16 protein-coding genes are annotated in these 18,240 nt (G+C 69.3%); 4 read left to right on the top strand and 12 right to left on the bottom strand.

The window, feature by feature from the left end:
• Nucleotides 1-43: 43 nt before the first annotated feature.
• Nucleotides 44-1,207, bottom strand: a complete 1,164-nt coding sequence (locus tag GQ56_RS0110860) for a M20 aminoacylase family protein (RefSeq protein ID WP_031398676.1) — start codon at nucleotides 1,205-1,207, stop codon at nucleotides 44-46.
• Between the two features lie 461 nt (nucleotides 1,208-1,668).
• Nucleotides 1,669-3,873, bottom strand: a complete 2,205-nt coding sequence (locus GQ56_RS0110850) for a TonB-dependent siderophore receptor (protein ID WP_031398675.1) — start codon at nucleotides 3,871-3,873, stop codon at nucleotides 1,669-1,671.
• A 526-nt stretch (nucleotides 3,874-4,399) separates the two neighbouring features.
• Between GQ56_RS0110850 and GQ56_RS0110845 the strand changes: the two genes are divergently transcribed.
• Nucleotides 4,400-6,145, top strand: coding sequence for a cyclic peptide export ABC transporter (locus GQ56_RS0110845; RefSeq protein ID WP_031398674.1), 1,746 nt, complete (start codon nucleotides 4,400-4,402; stop codon nucleotides 6,143-6,145).
• A gap of 220 nt (nucleotides 6,146-6,365) precedes the next feature.
• On the opposite strand, the gene GQ56_RS0110840 is transcribed toward GQ56_RS0110845, so the two are convergent.
• The 6 genes from GQ56_RS0110840 to GQ56_RS0110815 form a co-directional block, all read right to left on the bottom strand.
• The gene (locus GQ56_RS0110840) at nucleotides 6,366-7,388 is read right to left on the bottom strand and encodes an ABC transporter substrate-binding protein (protein ID WP_152601718.1); all 1,023 of its coding nucleotides are present in this window, start codon (nucleotides 7,386-7,388) and stop codon (nucleotides 6,366-6,368) included.
• A complete protein-coding gene (gene fhuF, locus GQ56_RS0110835) occupies nucleotides 7,385-8,185 on the bottom strand; it encodes a siderophore-iron reductase FhuF (protein ID WP_031398672.1) in 801 nt (266 codons plus the stop codon). The genes GQ56_RS0110840 and fhuF overlap by 4 nt, the downstream gene beginning before the upstream one ends.
• Entirely contained in the window at nucleotides 8,182-10,272 is a 2,091-nt protein-coding gene (fhuB, locus tag GQ56_RS0110830; RefSeq protein WP_031398671.1) for a Fe(3+)-hydroxamate ABC transporter permease FhuB, read from the bottom strand. Before fhuB ends, fhuF begins: the two co-directional genes overlap by 4 nt.
• Nucleotides 10,269-11,117, bottom strand: a complete 849-nt coding sequence (locus GQ56_RS0110825) for an ABC transporter ATP-binding protein (RefSeq protein WP_031398670.1) — start codon at nucleotides 11,115-11,117, stop codon at nucleotides 10,269-10,271. Before GQ56_RS0110825 ends, fhuB begins: the two co-directional genes overlap by 4 nt.
• Nucleotides 11,114-11,335, bottom strand: coding sequence for a hypothetical protein (locus GQ56_RS0110820; protein WP_152601717.1), 222 nt, complete (start codon nucleotides 11,333-11,335; stop codon nucleotides 11,114-11,116). Before GQ56_RS0110820 ends, GQ56_RS0110825 begins: the two co-directional genes overlap by 4 nt.
• A 164-nt stretch (nucleotides 11,336-11,499) precedes the next feature.
• The gene (locus GQ56_RS0110815; RefSeq protein WP_031398668.1) at nucleotides 11,500-12,156 is read right to left on the bottom strand and encodes an RNA polymerase factor sigma-70; all 657 of its coding nucleotides are present in this window, start codon (nucleotides 12,154-12,156) and stop codon (nucleotides 11,500-11,502) included.
• Between the two features lie 402 nt (nucleotides 12,157-12,558).
• Here GQ56_RS0110815 and GQ56_RS0110810 point away from each other — a divergent pair, with 402 nt between their 5' ends.
• Together GQ56_RS0110810 and GQ56_RS46025 are read left to right on the top strand one after the other, a co-directional pair.
• Complete coding sequence (locus tag GQ56_RS0110810) at nucleotides 12,559-12,774, top strand: hypothetical protein (RefSeq protein ID WP_031398667.1); 216 nt, start codon at nucleotides 12,559-12,561, stop codon at nucleotides 12,772-12,774.
• A 48-nt stretch (nucleotides 12,775-12,822) separates the two neighbouring features.
• Nucleotides 12,823-12,960 carry an HHHH-motif protein gene (locus tag GQ56_RS46025; RefSeq protein ID WP_162836099.1) on the top strand — a complete coding sequence of 46 codons (138 nt, stop codon included), beginning with the start codon at nucleotides 12,823-12,825 and terminating at the stop codon, nucleotides 12,958-12,960.
• Between the two features lie 111 nt (nucleotides 12,961-13,071).
• On the opposite strand, the gene GQ56_RS0110800 is transcribed toward GQ56_RS46025, so the two are convergent.
• The 4 genes from GQ56_RS0110800 to GQ56_RS0110785 form a co-directional block, all read right to left on the bottom strand.
• Nucleotides 13,072-14,103 carry a fimbrial protein gene (locus tag GQ56_RS0110800; RefSeq protein WP_031398666.1) on the bottom strand — a complete coding sequence of 344 codons (1,032 nt, stop codon included), beginning with the start codon at nucleotides 14,101-14,103 and terminating at the stop codon, nucleotides 13,072-13,074.
• Nucleotides 14,100-14,846 carry a fimbrial biogenesis chaperone gene (locus GQ56_RS0110795; protein WP_031398665.1) on the bottom strand — a complete coding sequence of 249 codons (747 nt, stop codon included), beginning with the start codon at nucleotides 14,844-14,846 and terminating at the stop codon, nucleotides 14,100-14,102. Before GQ56_RS0110795 ends, GQ56_RS0110800 begins: the two co-directional genes overlap by 4 nt.
• A gap of 16 nt (nucleotides 14,847-14,862) precedes the next feature.
• Nucleotides 14,863-17,349, bottom strand: coding sequence for a fimbria/pilus outer membrane usher protein (locus GQ56_RS0110790; protein WP_456059103.1), 2,487 nt, complete (start codon nucleotides 17,347-17,349; stop codon nucleotides 14,863-14,865).
• Nucleotides 17,350-17,434: 85 nt separating this feature from the next.
• A complete protein-coding gene (locus GQ56_RS0110785; RefSeq protein ID WP_031398663.1) occupies nucleotides 17,435-17,947 on the bottom strand; it encodes a fimbrial protein in 513 nt (170 codons plus the stop codon).
• A 23-nt stretch (nucleotides 17,948-17,970) separates the two neighbouring features.
• Here GQ56_RS0110785 and GQ56_RS44145 point away from each other — a divergent pair, with 23 nt between their 5' ends.
• A complete protein-coding gene (locus GQ56_RS44145; RefSeq protein ID WP_152601716.1) occupies nucleotides 17,971-18,189 on the top strand; it encodes a hypothetical protein in 219 nt (72 codons plus the stop codon).
• Nucleotides 18,190-18,240: the final 51 nt, after the last annotated feature.

The raw sequence follows: 18,240 nt of genomic DNA, 5'->3' as shown, positions 1-18,240 counted from the left end.
ACGGCTCGTCGCGGCAGGCCCGGAGCGCAGCCGGGCGGCCCCGTCACACCAGAAACGCCTCGGCCAGCTTGACCCAGTACGACGCGCCCGTCGGCAGCGCCGCGTCGTTGAAGTCGTAGCCGGGGTTGTGCACCATGCAGCCGCCCTCCCCGTCGCCGTTGCCGATGATCAGGTAGCAGCCCGGCCGCTTCTCGAGCAGGAACGCGAAATCCTCGCTGCCGGTCAGCGGCACCATCTCGTCGATCAGGTTGGCATCGCCGACCCACTCGCGCGCGACGTTGCGTGCGAACGCGGTCATTTCGACATCGTTGACGAGCACCGGGTAGCGGCGCTGGTAGTCGATCGTCGCGGTCGCGCCGAACACGGCCGCCTGCGCATGCACGACTTCCTTGATGCGCGTCTCGAGCAGGTCGCGCACCTCCGGCTTCAGCGCGCGCACCGACAGGCGCATCTGCGCGCGATCGGGAATCACGTTCGGCGCTTCGCCCGCGTGGATCGCGCCGACCGTGACGATCGCCATGTCGAGCGGCGACACGTTGCGCGACACGATCGTCTGCAGCGCGATGACGATCTGCGCGCACACGACCACCGAATCGACCGCCTTGTGGGGAACCGCCCCGTGGCCGCCGCGGCCTTGCACGTCGACGATCACCGTATCCGACGACGCCATGAACGGCCCCGGCAGGAAACCGAACTTGCCGGTCGGGAAGCCCGGCATGTTGTGCATCGCGAAGATCGCGTCGCACGGGAACTGCTCGAACAGCCCTTCGTCGAGCATCTTCTTCGCGCCGCCGAGCCCTTCCTCGGCCGGCTGGAAAATCAGGTTCAGCGTGCCCGAGAAACGGCGCTCGCGCGCCAGGTGCTTCGCGGCCGCGAGCAGCATCGCGGTATGGCCGTCGTGGCCGCACGCGTGCATCTTGCCCGGAATCGTGCTCTGGTATGGCAGGCCGGTCGCCTCGTGGATCGGCAGCGCGTCCATGTCGGCGCGCAGGCCGAGGCGCTGCGTGCCGTCGCCCGCCTTCAGCTGCGCGACGACGCCCGTGCCGCCGAGCCCGCGATGCACCGCGTAGCCCCACGACTGCAACTGCGCCGCGACGAGATCGCTGGTCGCGAACTCCTCGAAGCCCAGCTCGGGGTGGGCGTGGATGCGGTGCCGGATTTCGATCATTTCGTCGGCGAGGCCGGCGGGAATCACGCTGTGCGTCACGATGTCGTCTCCTTGTGTGCCGTGGGGATGGTGCAGGCAAGGATAGCCGGTTCGATGGCAACCGGGCAGCCGAAAAGTCGTCGCGGTAGCAACCAATGGTTGCTGGGCCGGACACGGTGCGCGGGCCGGTGGTCGGGCCCCACGCTGTCGCGAGGCTTTCGCCTCGGCGCCATGGCGCCGTGCACGTCGTCGCGCCACGCCTGCGCTTCTTCATCGCAGCCGGACAGGGCCGGAGCATGTGGTGCGCCCGGTCGCGCCCGCGGGACATATGGCGCTCGTCGAGGCCTTCGGGCAGCGCCGCCACGCAGCGCGCGCCGCCCTGAAGCGCTGCCGGCGGTTCGGCCCGAGCGGCCGCGGGCGGGATGGTCTTCGGGATGGTTACAGCGGAAAACGCATGCGAAGACGCCGCGGCCGGCCCGCGCCGACCACGAAGGCCGGCCGGCGGGCCGCGGCGCGCACCGTCACCAGTTGTATTTCGCGGTCGCGATCACCGTACGGTCGTTGCCGAACACGCAGACGCTGTACGACTGGCAGCCGCTGATGAAGCGGCGGTTGAACAGGTTGGTCCCGTTCACGGAGAAGCGCCAGTTGCGCGTGTCGTAATGCAGGCCCGCGTCGAACAGCGTGACGCTCGATACCGTCAGCGAGTTGTCGGACGCGCCGGCCGACGCGCTCTGGTAGCGAATGCCGCCGCCGAGCCCGAAGCCCGCGAGCGGCCCCGTGTGCCACGTCCAGTCGGTCCACAGCGACGCCATCTGGCGCGGACGCGGAATGTCGACCGGCCAGTTGTTCAGCGTGTCGTCGTTCGCCTTGATGACCTTGACGTCCTGGTAGACATACGACGCGATCAGCGACAGGTTCTGCGTGAGCTTGCCGGTCGCGCTCAACTCGATCCCGCGCGCACGCACCTCGCCGGTCTGCACGGACTTCGTGCCGCTATCGTCCTGGCTCAGCAGCGCCGGCGTGATCCCGTTGGTCTGGTTGATCTGGTAGATCGCCGCGTTCAGCATCAGGTTCTTGCCGGGCGGCTGCCAGCGCAGGCCGGCCTCGATCTGCTTGCCGCGCGTCGGCTGCGGCAGCCCGCCGCCGAGCAGGTTCACGCCGATCAGCGGGTTGAACGACGTTGCATAGCTGATGTACGGCGCCAGCCCGTAATCGCCCTGGTACGTCAGGCCGACGCGGCCGGTGAACGCCGTGACGTCCGCCTTCGTCTGCGTGCCGCCCTCGCGATCGTCCATGCGCATGTTGACCCAGTCCTCGCGGCCGCCGAGCGTCAGCGTCCAGCGGTTCCACTTGATCTGGTCCTGCGCGTACAGGCCGAACGTGTTCATCGCCGTGTACGTGTTGGTACGGTACGTGGTGTTCGGCGGCGAGAACACCGACAGCGTGACCGGCGTGTAGACCGGGTTGTAGATGTTCAGCGGCGGCGCTGCGGCCACCCATTCGCTGTCGGTCGCGGTCTGCCGGTTGTACTGGAAGCCGAGCAGCAGCGTGTGGTCGAGCGGCCCCGTCGAGAACCGCCCCTGCAGGTTGTTGTCGATGTCGAAGCGGCTGTAGTTCATCTGGAACACGCCGGCCCAGCGCGACACGTCGGTCAGGCTGCCGTCGACCAGGCCGCCGCCGTACACCGAGCCGTTGTCGAGCGACAGGTGCATGAGACGCACGTTCTGCCGGAACGTCCATGCCGGCGTCAGGTTCTGCTCGAACTGGTAGCCGACCGACCACTGCTTCTTGCGGTAGTAATTGAAGTTCGGGTCGCCCAGGTAGACATCCTTGCCGAGCTGCCCGTTCGGGTTCGGCAGCACCGTTCCCACCGCGGGCAGGAAGTTCGACGAGATGTCGCCCCAGTCCTGCAGATAGGTGGCCGACAGGGTCAGCGACGTGTCCGCGTTCGGGCGCCAGCGGAACGACGGCGCGAGCGCGACGCGCTGGTCGTTGTTCGGGCCGGTCAGCGCGTTGCCGTCGCGTGCGACGCCGACGAACCGGTACGCGTACTTGCCGTCCGGGTCGAGCTTGTCGCCGACGTCGAGCATGAATTCCTTGCGCGCGTAGTTGCCGATCTGCACGCCGGCCTCGCGCACGCGCTCGCCGTCGGCGAGCTTGGTCTGCACGTCGACGATCGCGCCGGGATCGCCCGCGCCGTACAGCACCGAGGTCGGCCCGCGCAGCACGGTGATGCTGTCGATCATGTACGGATCGACGCGCCAGCTCGCGAGGTTGATCGTGTTCGGCACCTGCAGCCCGTTCACGTACGCGGTCGGCGTGAAGCCGCGCAGCGCCGAGTACCAGTCCGACCGGTTGTCCGTGCCGTACGACGAGAAGCCCGGCACGTAGCGCAGCGCCATGTTCACGTCGGTTGCGCCGGTCATCTCGATCTGCTGCGCGGTGACGACGTTGATCGTCTGCGGAATTTCGTTGATCGGCGTATCGGTCTTCGTGCCGGTCCGGCTGCGCTTCGCGACGAGCCCGACCGTGCCGTCTCCCTCCGAGGCCGCGTTGACGCTGATCGCCGGCAGCGTGCCGTTCTGCGCACTGCCGGCCGACGCCGCGGCGCCCGCGTTCTCGGCCGGCGCCGCCTGGGCATGCGCCTGTCCTGCCGCCGCACCGAACGCCACGCCTGCCGCGGCTGCGATCGCACGCAAACGCGTGCCTGTTGCCCACTCCATCTTCCTTTGCTCCACTTGTCTTGCGGTCTCCGACCGCACCTTTGTCGAAAAGCGCGAACCATGCGGCTCGCGCTTGCCCCGTTTTTCTGTCGTTTTCCCCACGCCGCCCGGGCCGCGCCCGCGTCACCGGCGCACGCGATCCCGTCGTTGCTCCCGGGCGAGGCGATGCACGGATTGCCGGCGCGCGGCGCGTGCGTCGCCGTTCATCCGCCCGCCTGCCGCAGCCTCGATCGCGCCACGTGCGGATCGGGCGCTGCGCCGCCGCCCGGAGCCGCGTCGGATGAACGACGTCTTCCGCTCCAGACGTGCCTCGGAGCCGCTTGTGGCGGCTTCACCCCTGGGGTGACGAATGACGCCGCCGATTTTTTACCGTTTTGTAAGCAATCACCCCGCCCGGCTGGTCCTGCGGGCCATCCGGTAAACATTTGCGCGGCCCGTTCGTCTCACACGGAGGAACGCCGGACCGGGACCCCGCTCGTCCGCCGCTTCCGCGTTTTCGCCTGCCCTCCGTTCGCCCACGTTGCCGATGACTGCCGCCCACGAGCCCTCTTCCCCGCCGCCGCCCGACGCCGCTCCCGCCCGCCCCGCTGCGCGCCTGATCCTTGCGCTGCTGCGCGAAAGCCGTGCGTCGCTCGCGCTGGCGCTCACCGCGTGCGTGCTGAACGGCGTCGCGAGCGTGCTGCTCGTCGCGACGCTGAACCGGGCGCTGTCGCAGCCGGGCGCGGCCGATACGCAGCTCGCGTGGCGCTTCGCGCTGTGCGCGGTGATCGCGCTGGTCACGCGGATCGTGTCCGGCACGCTGTTCGCCCGCCTGTCGCAGGACACGATGGCGCGGCTGCGCGTGCATCTCGCACGGCGCGTCGGCGCGGCCGAGCTGCGCGACATCGAGCGGATCGGCGCGGCGCCCGTGCAGTCGGTGCTGACCGACGACGCGACCAACGTGTCGATGCTGTTCTTCGCGCTGCCGAACCTCGTCATGCACGGCTCGATCGTGTTCGGCTGCCTCGGCTATCTCGCGTGGCTGTCGTGGCCCGTGTGCCTGCTGGCGCTGGCCGCGATCGTCGCCGGCTCGGTCGGCTACCACACCGGCGACCGCCGCGCGATCGCGTCGCTCGAAGCGGCCGGCCGCGCGCAGGACCGCCTGTTCGGCCATCTCGGCTCGCTGTTCTCCGGCGCGAAGGAACTGAAGCTGCACGACGCCCGCGCACGGCAGTTCGTCGACGGACAGCTCGGCGCCGCGATCGGCGAGGTGCGCGACCACCGCCGCCGCGCGTTCAGCGCATACGCGGTCGGCGTCGGCTGGATCATCTTCCTGTTCTACGTGTTCCTCGGCGTCGCGTCGTTCTGGCCGCAACTCGGCGTGCATGCCGATCCGGCCGCGGCGGCCGGCTACGTCGTCGTGTTCCTGTTCATGCTCGTTCCGCTCGACGGGTTGCTGAACAACCTGCCGACCCTCAACGCGGCCCGCGTGTCGCTCGCGCGGATCGAAGGCGTGATGGCCGAATTCGGCGCGCTGCGCACGGCGCCGCCCGCGGCCGACGCGCCCGACGTGCCGCCGGCCGGCGCCGTCACGCTGCGCGGCGTCACCCACGCGTATTTCCACGAGCGCGACGAGCGGATGTTCGGCATCGGGCCGATCGACCTGACCATCAAACCCGGCGAACTCGTGTTCATCGTCGGCGGCAACGGCAGCGGCAAGACGACGCTCGCGAAGGTGCTGACGGGCCTCTACGAGCCCGAGCAAGGCACGATCGAGGTCGACGGCCGCACGATCGGCTGGCGCGAGCGCGCGGCGTATCGGCAGCGCTTCAGCGCGGTGTTCAACGACTTTCACCTGTTCGACGCGCTGCTCGGCATCGTCGATCCGGACGATCCGTCCCGCGCACAGGCCGATGCGCGCGCGAATGCGCTCGTCGCGAAGCTCGCGCTCGACCACAAGGTCAAGGTGGTGGACGGCGCGTTCTCGACCCGCGCACTGTCGACCGGACAGCGCAAGCGGCTCGCGCTCGTCGTCGCCTATCTGGAGGACCGGCCGTTCTACCTGTTCGACGAATGGGCGGCCGATCAGGATCCGTCGTTCAAGGCCGTGTTCTACGAGCAGTTGCTGCCCGAGCTGCGTGCGCGCGGCAAGGCCGTGATCGTGATCACGCACGACGACCGCTATTTCGATCTGGCCGACCGGCTGCTGAAGCTCGACAACGGCCGCATCGTGAGCGACACGGCGCCCGCGCGGTCGCGCATCCGGGATGGCGCCGACACGCTGAGCGCGTAACCGGCGGCCGATGAAGGGTGGCCGATGCGCGGCCCTGGCGGGGCGCCGGCGAGATTCGTCCGGCACCGGCAGGTCGCCGCGCATTCCGCCACGTCGATGCGGGCCGGGCAACGCAGTGGCGCACGGCGTGGCCGCCCGGGCCCGCCACCGCCGATCGCCCCGAGGCCGCCTCCTGCCCGTCGGGCCGACGGCGCCCGGCGGCATGCCTGCCGCCGCGCATTCAGCGCGCGGCCGGCAGCCTCAGCATCGTGTCGGCCATCACGTCGGCCAGTTTCAGGGCCGACATCGGCCCGCCGAACCCCCAGATATTGCGTTCGACGAGCGCGATCCGGCGCTCGCGCAGTGCGGGCACGAAGCGCCATACCGGCGAGTCGAGCTTCGCCGACAGCGGCACCTCCATGCCCGATGCGGTCACGAACAGCACGGCCAGGCCGCGCTGCCTGAGCAAGTCGGCCGACGTCACGTAAAGCGTGCCTTCCAGCGTCGGCTTGCCGGGCCATGGATCGAGCCCGAGCGCGCGCGCGAGGCCCGCCGACATGCTGTTGCCCGTATAGGCCCAGTAGCGGTCGGGCAAGCCGAGATCCTGCAACAGCGCGATGCGCTCGCCCTTGCGGCCCGCGGCCGCGAGTCGCGCCGCATTGCGCGCGATTCCCGCGTCGAGCCGCGCGCCGACCGCCTGCGCGCGTGCGTCGCGCCCCGTCACCGCCCCGATCGTCCGGAAGATCTGCCGCATCCAGTCGAGCTGCGTGACGGGTGCCCCGCCGTCGTCGGACACATCCGGGCTGAACTGGAACAGGATCGTCGGCGCGATCCGGTCGAGCGCACCGAAAATCGGCGCATGGCGGAAACCGACGCCGATGATCAGATCCGGCCTGACCGCGGCGATTGCCTCGAGCCCCGGCTCCTGCCGCGTGCCGATATCGGTCACGTGCGCGAGCCGGTCGCTCGCATAGCCGAGCCAGCCCGGATAGAACGCCGGATCGGCCATCCCGACCGGCACGAGGTCGAGCGCGACCGCGCATTCCGCGAACATGAAATCGAGTGCGACCACCCGCAGCGGCCGCACCGGCATCGTCGCGCTGGCCTGCGAGACGACGGGATTGCCGGCCAGCGACACGGCGCCCGCCCCGCGCGGGCCCGGCGCGCCGGACGCATCGAGCGCGGCGGCGACGGCGCCCGACGACGCGGCCGCGCCGAGCGCGGCCAGTACACCGAGCGCGTGCCGGCGGCCGGCGCGCATCACCGGATCGCGCCCTGCCCGGCCAGCGCCGCGTCGTCCATCGTCAGTAGCAGGGGGCAGCTTCCACACAGTTGCGTTTCTCCAGGAATTTCATAGCGCAGGCAGCACACGCGGCGCGCGCGGAACGGCGTCGGCAGCAGCGGCGAGCGCGGCACGGCATCGCGCACCGGCGTGCGCAGCGGATTCGGCTCGCCGTCGACGCAGGTCGGGCCGAACAGCCAGCCGGCGTCGCGGGCGGGATCGGCCACGCACGGCAGCGAACGATAGACGTCGAGCAGATAGTCGAGCAGGTTGCCCGCGTTGTTCCACAGCACGCGCGGCGTGACGCGGCCCATCGCCGCGAGCAGGTCGATCACCGCGCCGAGATGCGCGATGAGCCCCGCGTAGCGCGACGCCGGGTCGTCGCACGGCGCGCCGAGCGCGTCGTTCGCGAAATACAGCGCGGCGGGCATCCCGTCGTCGAGTGCGACGAACGTGCGCTCGGGCGTCATGTCGAGCGGCCGGCCGAGCGTCAGCGCGGCAACCACGCCGGCCGGCGCCGCGCGGCCGAAATAGTATTTGCTCCATTGCGACATCAGCGCGCGCGCATGCCGTGCCGGATCGCCGCCGTAGTGACGGACCATCGCGTCGAGCACCGCATCGCGATGCGCGGGCAATGCGCCGACCGGCACGACGATGCGGCCCGGCGCATGCGCGTCGTCAGGCATGCCGAGCCAGACGGCGTCGAGATGGTCGGCGAACGGTTGCGGCGCAAACGCCGAGAAACGCGTGGCGCGCACGCCGTCCGGCATCGGCGTCATCGCCGTGCGCGCCGCGCGCGGCGCCCCTCGATAATCAGCAGTCCGAGCAGGTACGGCGCGCCGATCAGTGCGGTCAGCACCCCGGCCGGCACTTCGCGCGGCGCAACGACCGTGCGCGCCGCGAGATCCGCGACTCCGAGGATCAGCGCGCCGCACGCGGCCGCGAGCCACAGCCGCGTGCGGTGCCGGCGCGCGCCGAGCATCGTCGCGACGTGCGGCGCCATCAACCCGATGAAGCCCACCGGCCCGACCGCCGCCACGGCCGCGCACGCTGCGAGGGTCGCGATCGTCAGCGCGAGCGGCCGCAGCGCGGCCACCGGCAGTCCGAGCACGGCCGCCTGGTCGTCCCCGAGCGCGAGCATGTCGAGCGGCTTCGCGAGCCACGCGAACGCGGGCACCGCGAGCACGCACCACGGCAGCAGCATCGACACCTCGCCCCAGCTCCGGCCATAGGTGCCGCCGACGAGCCACACGACGAAGCGTGCCGGCTGCACGCTCTCCTGCGTGATCAGCCATTGCGCGAGCGTGGTCCACAACGCGCCGGTCACGATGCCCGTCAGCGCCACCGCGAGCGGCGCATAGCGCTGCCGGTGATTCAGCGCGAGCGTGATCGCCAGCGACAGCCCGCCGCCGATCAGCGCGGCCGCCGCGAGCGTCATGTGGCCCATCAGCGGCCACGTCGACAGCGCAGCCAGCGTGACGAGCCCCGCGCCCTGCGTGACGCCGAGCACTTCGGGGCCCGCGAGCGGATTGCGCACGACGCTCTGCATCGCGACGCCGCTGGCTGCCAGCAACGCACCGGCGAGCAGCGCGCACAGCAGGCGCGGCAGGCGCAGGTCGATCAGCATCCGCGCGAGCGCATCGTGGCCGGACAGCGCGGCGAACCAGCGGGCCGGCGACAGCCATTCGGGGCCTGCCGACGCGCCGACGAGCATCGCGAGCACGCCGGCCACGACGAACAGCACCGTGCGCCACGGCCAGCCGAGCCGTTCGAGCCAGCCGACGAGCCGCGTCGCGCCACCGCCCGCCGCGCGCTCGCCATCCGCGTGCAGCACGCCCGACCACGCGGCGCCGTGCCGGATCATCGCCAGCATCAGCGGCGTGCCGACCAGCGCGATCGCCACGCCGGTCGACAGCGTCGCGTCGAGACCCGACGCGAGCACCGCGCTGTCGGTGCCGAGCACGAGCGCGCCGCCCGCGAGCGCCGACAGCGGCACCAGCACGCCGAGCCGCGCCGCGCGCGCCCCGCGCACCTGGCGCAGCAGGTTCGGCGCGACCAGGCCGACATACGACAGCGGGCCCGCGATACTGACGGCCACGCTCGTGAACGCGACCGCGACGAGCGTCGCGGCGAGCCGTGTCGCATCGACACGCACGCCGGCCGCGGCCGCCGCCTCGTCGCCGAGCGTCAGCGGATCCAGCGGCCGGATCACGAACGGCAGTGCGACCAGCGGCACGACGAGCCAGCGCGCGGCGAGCGCGAGGCCCGCCGCGCCCGGTTGGTAGAGACTGCCGCTGCTCCACAGCGCGGCGCCCGCGATGTTCTCTTCGAAAAACGCGAGCACGAGCGTCGACAGCGCGGAAAACAGCAGCATGCACACGCTGCCCGCGAGCACGAGCCGCAACGGCGTCGCGCGCCAGCCGCCGGCCGCGACGATCGCGCATGCGGCAGCGGCCAGCCCGCAGGCGAACAGCAGCGGCACCGACGCGACACCGGCCAGCGCCGGCACGAGCATCGCCGCGAGCAGGCCGAGCTGGGCGCCGCCCGTCACGCCGAGCAGGTCGGGCGACGCGAGCGGATTGCGCGTGAGCGACTGGAACAGCGCACCCGCCACGCCGAGGCAGCCGCCCGCGACGAGCGCCGCCGCGACCCGCGGCAGGTTGAGGTCGAACAGGAACACGTGCGCGAGCGCGGCGTCGTCGCTGCCGGGCGCGGCGTCCCACCACGCGCGCAGATCGGGGGCGACGCGCAGCGCGGCGAGCGCCCCGATCAGCGCGACGAGGCCGAGCGCGATCGTGCCGGCCCGTCCCGGGGTCGCCCGCTTCCCCGCCGCCGCGCGGCGCCTGCGCATCGCGAACGTGGTCATACGGCGAGATCCCGGTCGAGGGCGCCGGACGCCTGCGGCGCACCCGACGCGGACGGCCCGTAGGCCGGCACGCACATCGGCGCGCCCGTCTGCGGATGCGCGAGCTTCAGCATCTCGACGCCGAACGCTGCACGCAGCCGCGCCGGATCGAGCATCGCATCGGGCGAGCCCTGCGCGACGAGTCGGCCCGCTCGCATCAGCACGATCTCGTCGCTGTAGGCGGCCGCCTGGTTCAGGTCGTGCAGCACCCACACGATCGTCAGCCCGCGTGCGCGGTTCAGCGCGCGCAGCGCATCGAGGATGTCGAGCTGGTGATGGATGTCGAGATAGGTCGTCGGCTCGTCGAGCAGCACGATCGGCGCCTGCTGCGCGAGCGCCATCGCGATCCACGCGCGCTGGCGCTCGCCGCCCGACAACGCGCCGACGTCGCGGCCCGCGTCGCCGGCGAGGCCGCTCGTCTCGAGCGCCTCGTCGATCGCCGCATGGTCGGCGCGCGACAGGCCGCGCAGGAAACCGCCATACGCATAGCGCCCGTACGCGACGAGCTCGCGCACCGTGAGGCCCGACGGAATCTGGTTGAACTGCGCGAGCATCGTGAGCTCGCGCGCGAGCGCGCGACGGCGCAACGACGCGAGCGGCGTGCCGTTCACTTCGACCTGGCCCGCACGGGCGGGCTGCAGGCCCGCGAGCGTGCGCAGCAGCGTGCTCTTGCCGCAGCCGTTCGGTCCGCACAGCGCGGTGACGCGGCCGGCCGCGATCGACAGGTCCAGCCCGTCGATCACGACATGGTCGCGATACCCTACCGACAGCCCGCGCGCGGAAAGTGCGGCGGTACCACGCGTCATCCATCCTCCGTTCGGTCGCGCAGGACCGTGTAGCGTTGCGTCATCGCGACGACGACCTCGGGCAGTTTCTCGAACGAGCCGCGTGCGTGCGGAATCGGCGTGTTGTCGGGCATCGGTGCGGCGTCCATGCGCCACGGGAACACGATGCTTTCCGGGTCACGCACGGCGCCGCTCGCCTGCCCGGCGAGCGCACCGGCGAAACGTCGGCCGGATCGCATACCGTTCGCGGTCGCTGACGACGGCCGCATGGACGCGATCGTCCCTGCTGGCGAAACGCGCCGCGGCTTGCGCCACGACCGGAACCTCGCGGGAAACGGCACCGGGATGCGCCGTGCTGGAGTCCATCTCCCCGGCCCGGCGGGCGACGGGCCGGCGCGCTTGCCTAGTTCCGCCGTGCGCGGCCGCCCGCGAACGCCGGACACGCGACGCCGCGATGGCATGCCTCGAGGCTGTCCGCACAATGGCGCTCCGCGTCGCGCACCATGAAATGCACGAGCGTCTGCGACACGTTCAGCGCGCGCGCCGCGGTCTGCAGCGTTTCCTCGCGCAACCGCACCATCTCGAAGGCCGCGCGGCTGCGCGCCGGCAGGTCGTCCAGCGCGGCCCAGACGCGCCGCAGCGTGTCGCGCGTCAGCAGCGCGGCTTCCGGCGTCGGCTCGGGCGACGGCACGTCGAAGCCGGCATCCTCTTCCGTGTGATAGACGTTCTCGAGGTTGCGCCGGCGGCACGCGTCGATCGACGCATTGCGCACCATCCGGCTCACGTAGGCGACCGGTTGGCGCACCGCGTCCTGGTTCGGGAATTCGACGAGCTTCACGAAGACGTCGTGGACGACGTCTTCGGCGCGGCTCGTACAACCGACGATGCCGCGCGCGACATTCACGAGCATCGCGCGATGCGAGATCAGCACGTCGAGCAGTGCGCCCTGCGCACGGGGCTCCGCGGCACGGCGGGCACGCGGCCGCCGGTCGCGATCACTGCCGAGGAACGGGTTTGCCGCTGCCGCCGCCGGTCGGTCGAGCACTTCCGCCATCGTCATCGATCTGCTCCGTCAAATTCCGAGATAGCGCAATTTAACGTAAACGCAAATCATTCTCAATGCGATTCACAAATCCCCTTTCGGGTTGTCTGGATTTGTCCGAATAATTGCCGGAATCGTTGCGCGAGCAGACAAGACGCGTCATTTCGATCGCGGCGCACATCAAGCTTTCAACCCGACAGGACCGGCGCAATCCGGCACCGGGTTCGCCGCCGGCGGCGCAAACGATGCGGGGCGCGGCGCACATCGCGTGCGGCCCGCCCGCCTGTCCCGCGGCGCGCCGACGCGATCTTTCACGCGCCTGACAAATTGCTTGCGGCTGTCATTTGCAGTAGCAACTTCTTACCACGTGAAATTTTGGGGGCTCGTACGATCGGGTTGCTGTTTCCAAGGGAGAACGACATGAAATCCATCGTGTTATCCGCCATCATGGTCGGTGCGCTCTCGAGCGTGATGCTGACGGGCTGCGTCGCGTACCCTGCCCCGGCAGAAGTCACGATCGGCTGGCATGGCGATCGTTACTGGGACGGGCATCGTTACTGGGAGCGCCGCGACTGGGAAGCTCAGCATCCGGGCGGGTATGAAGACCGCAGGGACGAACAGCGGCCGCAGTGGTAACGCCCTTTCCCGATCGCGTCATCCGATCTTCAACAACAGGACCTCAATATGAAAACGCTACTGAAAACCCTGACCGTCGCGGCCCTGGCCGCAGCCGTACTCGTGCCGGCGATCGCCGAAGCGCATCCGCACCGCGTGTGTCACTTCGAGCATCACCATCACAAGGTGTGTCACTGGGTGCGGTAAACGCCACGAGGCGCCGGAATACCGGCGCCTCGCGGCAGCGCTTCACCGACCCGGCGTTGGCGGCCGGCATCGCACAAGCCGCGCCGGGTCGACAGGCAGGCGTCGCATGCGTCAGTAGATGAACAGCCGAATCGTCGCCGTGCCGTTGAACGGCCCGATCTTCGGCGGCCCGAACGCCTTCAGCACCGCATCGAGCGTCACGCTCTGGTAGTTCACGCTCCCGGGCATCTGCGCGAGCACGAATTGCTGGTTGAACGGGATCGCCGTGCCGTTGCGGTCCTCGATGCCGATACCGAAATTGCTGTTGGCATCCGGCACGAGCAGCCCGTTACGCACCGTCTGCGACGTCTCGAAGTAGCCGTCCACGCGCAGCGCCACGTTGCACTGCTTGGTCAGCGCGAGACTGAACGACTTGCGCGGTATCGCGGGCGAGAAGCCGCTGCCCGTCGCCTGCACCTGGCCGAACTTCACGATGCCCGGTTCCGGCGTGACCTTCACGTCGACCAGGCAAGGCGTCGGCTTCAGGTTCCGCAGGCCGCTCAGCTTGTAGCGAAAGCTCGGGTTGATGTAGTTCAGGCCGCCCTTGCCGTCGAACTGGAACACCGCGTAGATGTCCGACGGCGGCTGCGCCCAGTTGCCGCGCTTGCGCACCACGACCTGATAGGTGATGCTCAGCGGAAACTTCTCGCAACGCCCGGCCTTGACGTCCGCGTCGCTCAGCTTGCACGGCTCCACGTACGTTTTCGTCTGCACGCCGTCGCCCGGCTGGCTGCTGCGGCCGAAGTAGTCCTGCCCTTCGTAGCGGATGCCGATCTCCAGCCCCCACGCGGCAGGCGTCTGCTTTTCCGGGTTCGCGTAGAAATAGATCCACTCGCCGAACGTCTTCATGTCGCCGCCGAGATCCTTGTAGCAGTATCCCGTCGTCGTGCGCGGCGGCGACACCCAGATCACGTAGCCGTCCGGTGCGTCGGTCGGATAGGACGCGACGTTGCCGATCGCTTCCGTCAGCGACGTGCCGCCGCCATTCGCGACGCAGCGCACGGCCCACGCCGGCTGCGCCACCGCGATGAACAGCGCGAGCATGCACCACCTGAGCCAGGCGGGCATGGGCGCGGCGATGCCGGTTCGTCGAGCGCCGCTCATTTCTTCACGCTCTTGCAGGCGCCGGCCTCGCACGCGTACTCGACCGCCACCTGGCCGCCGTAGTCGTCGATATGCGTGACGAACAGCGTCGACGGCGTCGCGGCCTTGAACGGCACGTCGGCGGTGCTCATCGGGCTCACCATCACCGGATCCATCGGCACCTTCGTCTTCTGTTCGCCCGCGCTCACGTCGACCACCGTCACGTGGTACGGCGTCGGATTGTCGAACACCAGCCGGTGCGCGGCCGCATCCACGCGCAACGTCATCGGCAGCGTCCAGTCCTCGTCGCGCTGCGGCTGCACGGCCTTCGGCCGGTAGAACAGCTTCATCTGCGTATGCAGCGCGATCTGCAGCGTGTTCGGCGTATCGGTCTTCGGCGGCACCTCGCGGATGTTCAGGTAGAACACCGACTCGCGATCGGCCGGCAGCTCGGCGCCCGGCAGCTTCGCGATCCGCAGCACGTTGCGCTCGTTCGCCTCGACCCGCTGCAACGGCGGCACGACCATCAGCGGCGTCGTGATCTTGTTGCCTTTCGCATCCTCGAGCCACGACTGCACGAGATACGGATAGGTCGTGCTCTTGTTGGTGATCGTGACGATCGCGGCCTGCTCGCCTTCGTTGAAGATCACGCGGGTGCGGTCGGGCACGATCGCCGCGTGCGCGGCGCCCGCGAGCAGCGCGCCGGCGGTGGCGAGCGCGCACAGCGCGCGTCGCGGAATGGAAACGGGGAAAGGCATGTTCATCGCTGGATCCGTGGAGTCATCGTTCGACCCGTGCGGCCGCTGCATGCGACTCGCCGGGCGCCTGGCACGTCACCGGGATCGGCGTGCCTTCGAGTTGGAGCTGGTTCGGCAGTGCGTCGATCGTGCAGAGCGTGCGCTCGCCCGCTCGCACCGCCAGCGTGGATTTCGGCTGTACCTGGGTCAGGAACGCGGCGCCGCTCTCGCCGACGATGCCGAGTTCCTTGCCGTTCGCCACGTCCTGCACCGATGCGCCGAACGGCAGCGGCTTGCCGTCCGCGTCGGTCAGCGTCAGGTACAGGTTGCTGCCGCGCGCGGCGGAGAACTTCACGAAGCCGATCGCGCCGTCGGTCAGCACCATGCGCTGGATCGGATTCGTCACCTGCACTTCGAGCGGCAGCTTCTCGACGTTGACGGTCGCGTCGTACACGTTGTACGGCGAGACGCCGTCGAGCACCGCGTAGCCGCGCGAGTCGGTATGCGCAAGCGTGCCGGACAGCGGCACGTCGGGCACGCCGTCGGTCGACACCAGCAGGCGCGTGTCGCCCGCGTTGCCGTTTGCGTGCGCGGAGACGCCGTACTGCGTCGCGACGAACGAGCCGTCGACTTCGAGCGACGCGGCCGCGTACGCATTGGCGAGCGTCGATGCCTGCGCCGTGAGCTGGTACGCCGACGAGCGCTGGCGGAAGCTCGCGTTCGCCGATGCGCGGCCGTCGGTCGCGCCGGCGTTGACCTGGTAGGTGCGGCCGTCAGGATCGTCGTAGATGTAGCCCGCGTTCACGCTCGTCGTACCGCTGCCCGTCGTCAGGTTCGACGTGACGGTGTGGCGGCCGCCGATCGGCAGCGTCGCGGTCACCGACACCTGGTTGCCGCTGGCGCCGGCGCTCTGCGTACGGAACGCCGACACGCTGACGTTCAGGTTGCGCAGTGCGCCGATCGAGAACGCCCGCGTGAGCGTGAGGCCGACCCGCTGCTCGTTCGCACGTTCCCAGTAGGTCGTCTGGTCGTACGAGAAATAGGTCGACGTGTCGCCGAAGCGCTTCGACAGCGTCGCCGAATAACGCTGCTTGCTGTTGGCCAGGCCGTACGCGGTCGGGTCGCCCGAGAACTGCGCGAAGTTCGTGTATTCGCGCTCGGAGAAGCGATAGCCGAAGAAACGCACGTCGGCATCGAGCCCGTCGAAGTGCTTCGAATAGTTGATGCGATAGGAGTTGCCGTTGCGCGTCACGCCGTTCCACCACAGGCGGGCCCGCGCATGCGTGACGTCGGCCGACAGCGCGCCGAACGCGCCGAAATCGCGGCCGACGCCGAGCGCGATCGACGTGTAGCCCGACGCGGCGATGAAGCCGCCGTAAGCGGTCACGTCGAACGGCAGGCCGTAGGCGATTTCGCCGAAGCCGAAGAACGGCGTGATGCCGGCGCCGCCGAACAGCCGCGGCTTGCCGACGGCGGCCTTGTAGCGCAACTGGCCGGTGCGCGCGAGGAACGGCACGGCGGCCGTCGTCACCTGGAAGCGCTGCACGCTGCCGTCTTCTTCCTCGACCGCGACGTCGAGCGTGCCCTGCACGCTCGTATTGATGTTCTGCAGCGCGAAGGCGCCCGGCGACACGCGCGTCACGTACAGCACGCGGCCGGCCTGCGACACGGTCACGGTCGCGTTGGTGCGCGCGACGCCCGAGATCAGCGGCGCATAGCCGCGCAGCGCAGGCGGCAGCATGCGGTCGTCGCTGCGGATCGACGCGCCCGTCAACGCGAACGTGTCGAAGATGTCGGAGGTCAGGTAGTCGTCGCCGAACGTCACCGTCGACTGGATCGACGGCAGCGCGCGAAATGCATAAAGCCGGCTGAAGCGGAACGTGCGGTCCGCGTATGCCGTATTGCCCACGTTCGATTGCGCCTGGTAGTCGCCGCGAAAGCGCCATGCATCCCAGTTCGCGCCGATCGTCCCGTAGGCCTGGACCGAATTCGTCTGTCCGCCGCCCGCACCGAAATTGCGGTTCGTGTTCGCGATCACGCGGTAATCGAGCATCGCGCCCGGAATCCCTTCGGACCAGCGCTCCGGCGGCAGGTAGGTCGAATCGCTGAATTCGAGGGCCGCCTGCGGAATCGTGATCTTGAGCCGCCCGTCGCTTTTCAGGTAACGCACGGTCACCCCCTCGATCGCGCCGAGGTCGACGCAGCGGCCGCCCTGAAAGCGCGGCAGGTCCTTCGCCAGCGACGGCTTCAGCCCGAACTGCGCGACGAGTTCCGGCGTCAGGCACGGCTTGCCGGCGCCCGACGCGTCGACGGCGATGAACTCGATCGACTGCAGGCCGTAGAACAGGTCGTTGACCTGCACGTCGAGCATGTACTCGCCCGGCAACGTGAAGTCCGCCTGCGAGAACTGCGACAGGTCGACGTTGTTCGAGCCGTCGATGTTCAGGAACGACGAATTGAATTCCGTCGCATGGCTCTGGCTGCCGACAACCAGCACGGAGACGCAAAGGAAGGAATGTCTGATTCGCACGCGGCGCTACCGGAAGTCCAGGAAGGGGGAAAAGGAGGGAAAGCGGACGAGGAAGGGTGCGCGCACCCTCCCCCGGTACGGCCGCTTACTGGTAGCGGACCGTGAAGTTCGCCACGCCGTCGGCGGTACCCGGCGTCACGCCGGCCGCGGTCGCTTCGTACATGGCTGCGAAGCGCGCGATGTTCGTGCCGTTCTGCAGCACGGTCGGCGCCTTCTGCTCGGCGCCGTTGTCGAGGTATTCACCCGACGCCGCCTGCAGGCGGATGCCGACGTTGGTGGCCGAGCCGATCGTCGCGAGCAGCTTCGGCTGGCCCGCGCTCGACGTGCCCGTGAACGTGAAGTACGCGTTCTGCGCGATGCTCGTGTCGCAATCGGTCAGCTTGATGTCGAAGTTGGTCGGCGTCGACTTGTCGCCAGCCTGCTTGAACACGTTGGTCGGCACCTTGCCGAGGTTGACGGTCTGGTTGACCGAGCCCGAATCGATGCCGCATGCGCCCGCGACGATCTCGCCCGTGAAGTTGATCGTGCCGGTGCCCGCTGCGAAGGCCGAGGTCGACAGGGCCGCGAATGCGACAGCGGTCAGGAGGGATTTTTTCATGACGTTTCCCGTAAGGAGTGCAAATGGAATGGACGACGTGGCGGACACAAACGGCAGCCATGGTTGGCTTCCGTCCGACACGAGGCAGCATTATCGAGATAATTCTGAAAGTTATTTGTAAATCATTGTCAAATGCGCCTGACAATGTCAGATTTAACCCTTCAATTCCACGCCATTTCCTGCGAATTTCGAGTCACATCATTTTTATCCGCAGTCCTTTTTTATTTTCAGGAAATAACTGAAGATTAAAGACTTTTCCGGCCGGCAACCGGATTCACCCCGCTCCTCATTTC

Source organism: Burkholderia paludis (assembly GCF_000732615.1).
Taxonomy (GTDB): Bacteria; Pseudomonadota; Gammaproteobacteria; order Burkholderiales; family Burkholderiaceae; genus Burkholderia; species Burkholderia paludis.
Note: the sequence above shows the minus strand (reverse complement) of the source record. Positions and strands in the feature narration are given on the sequence as shown.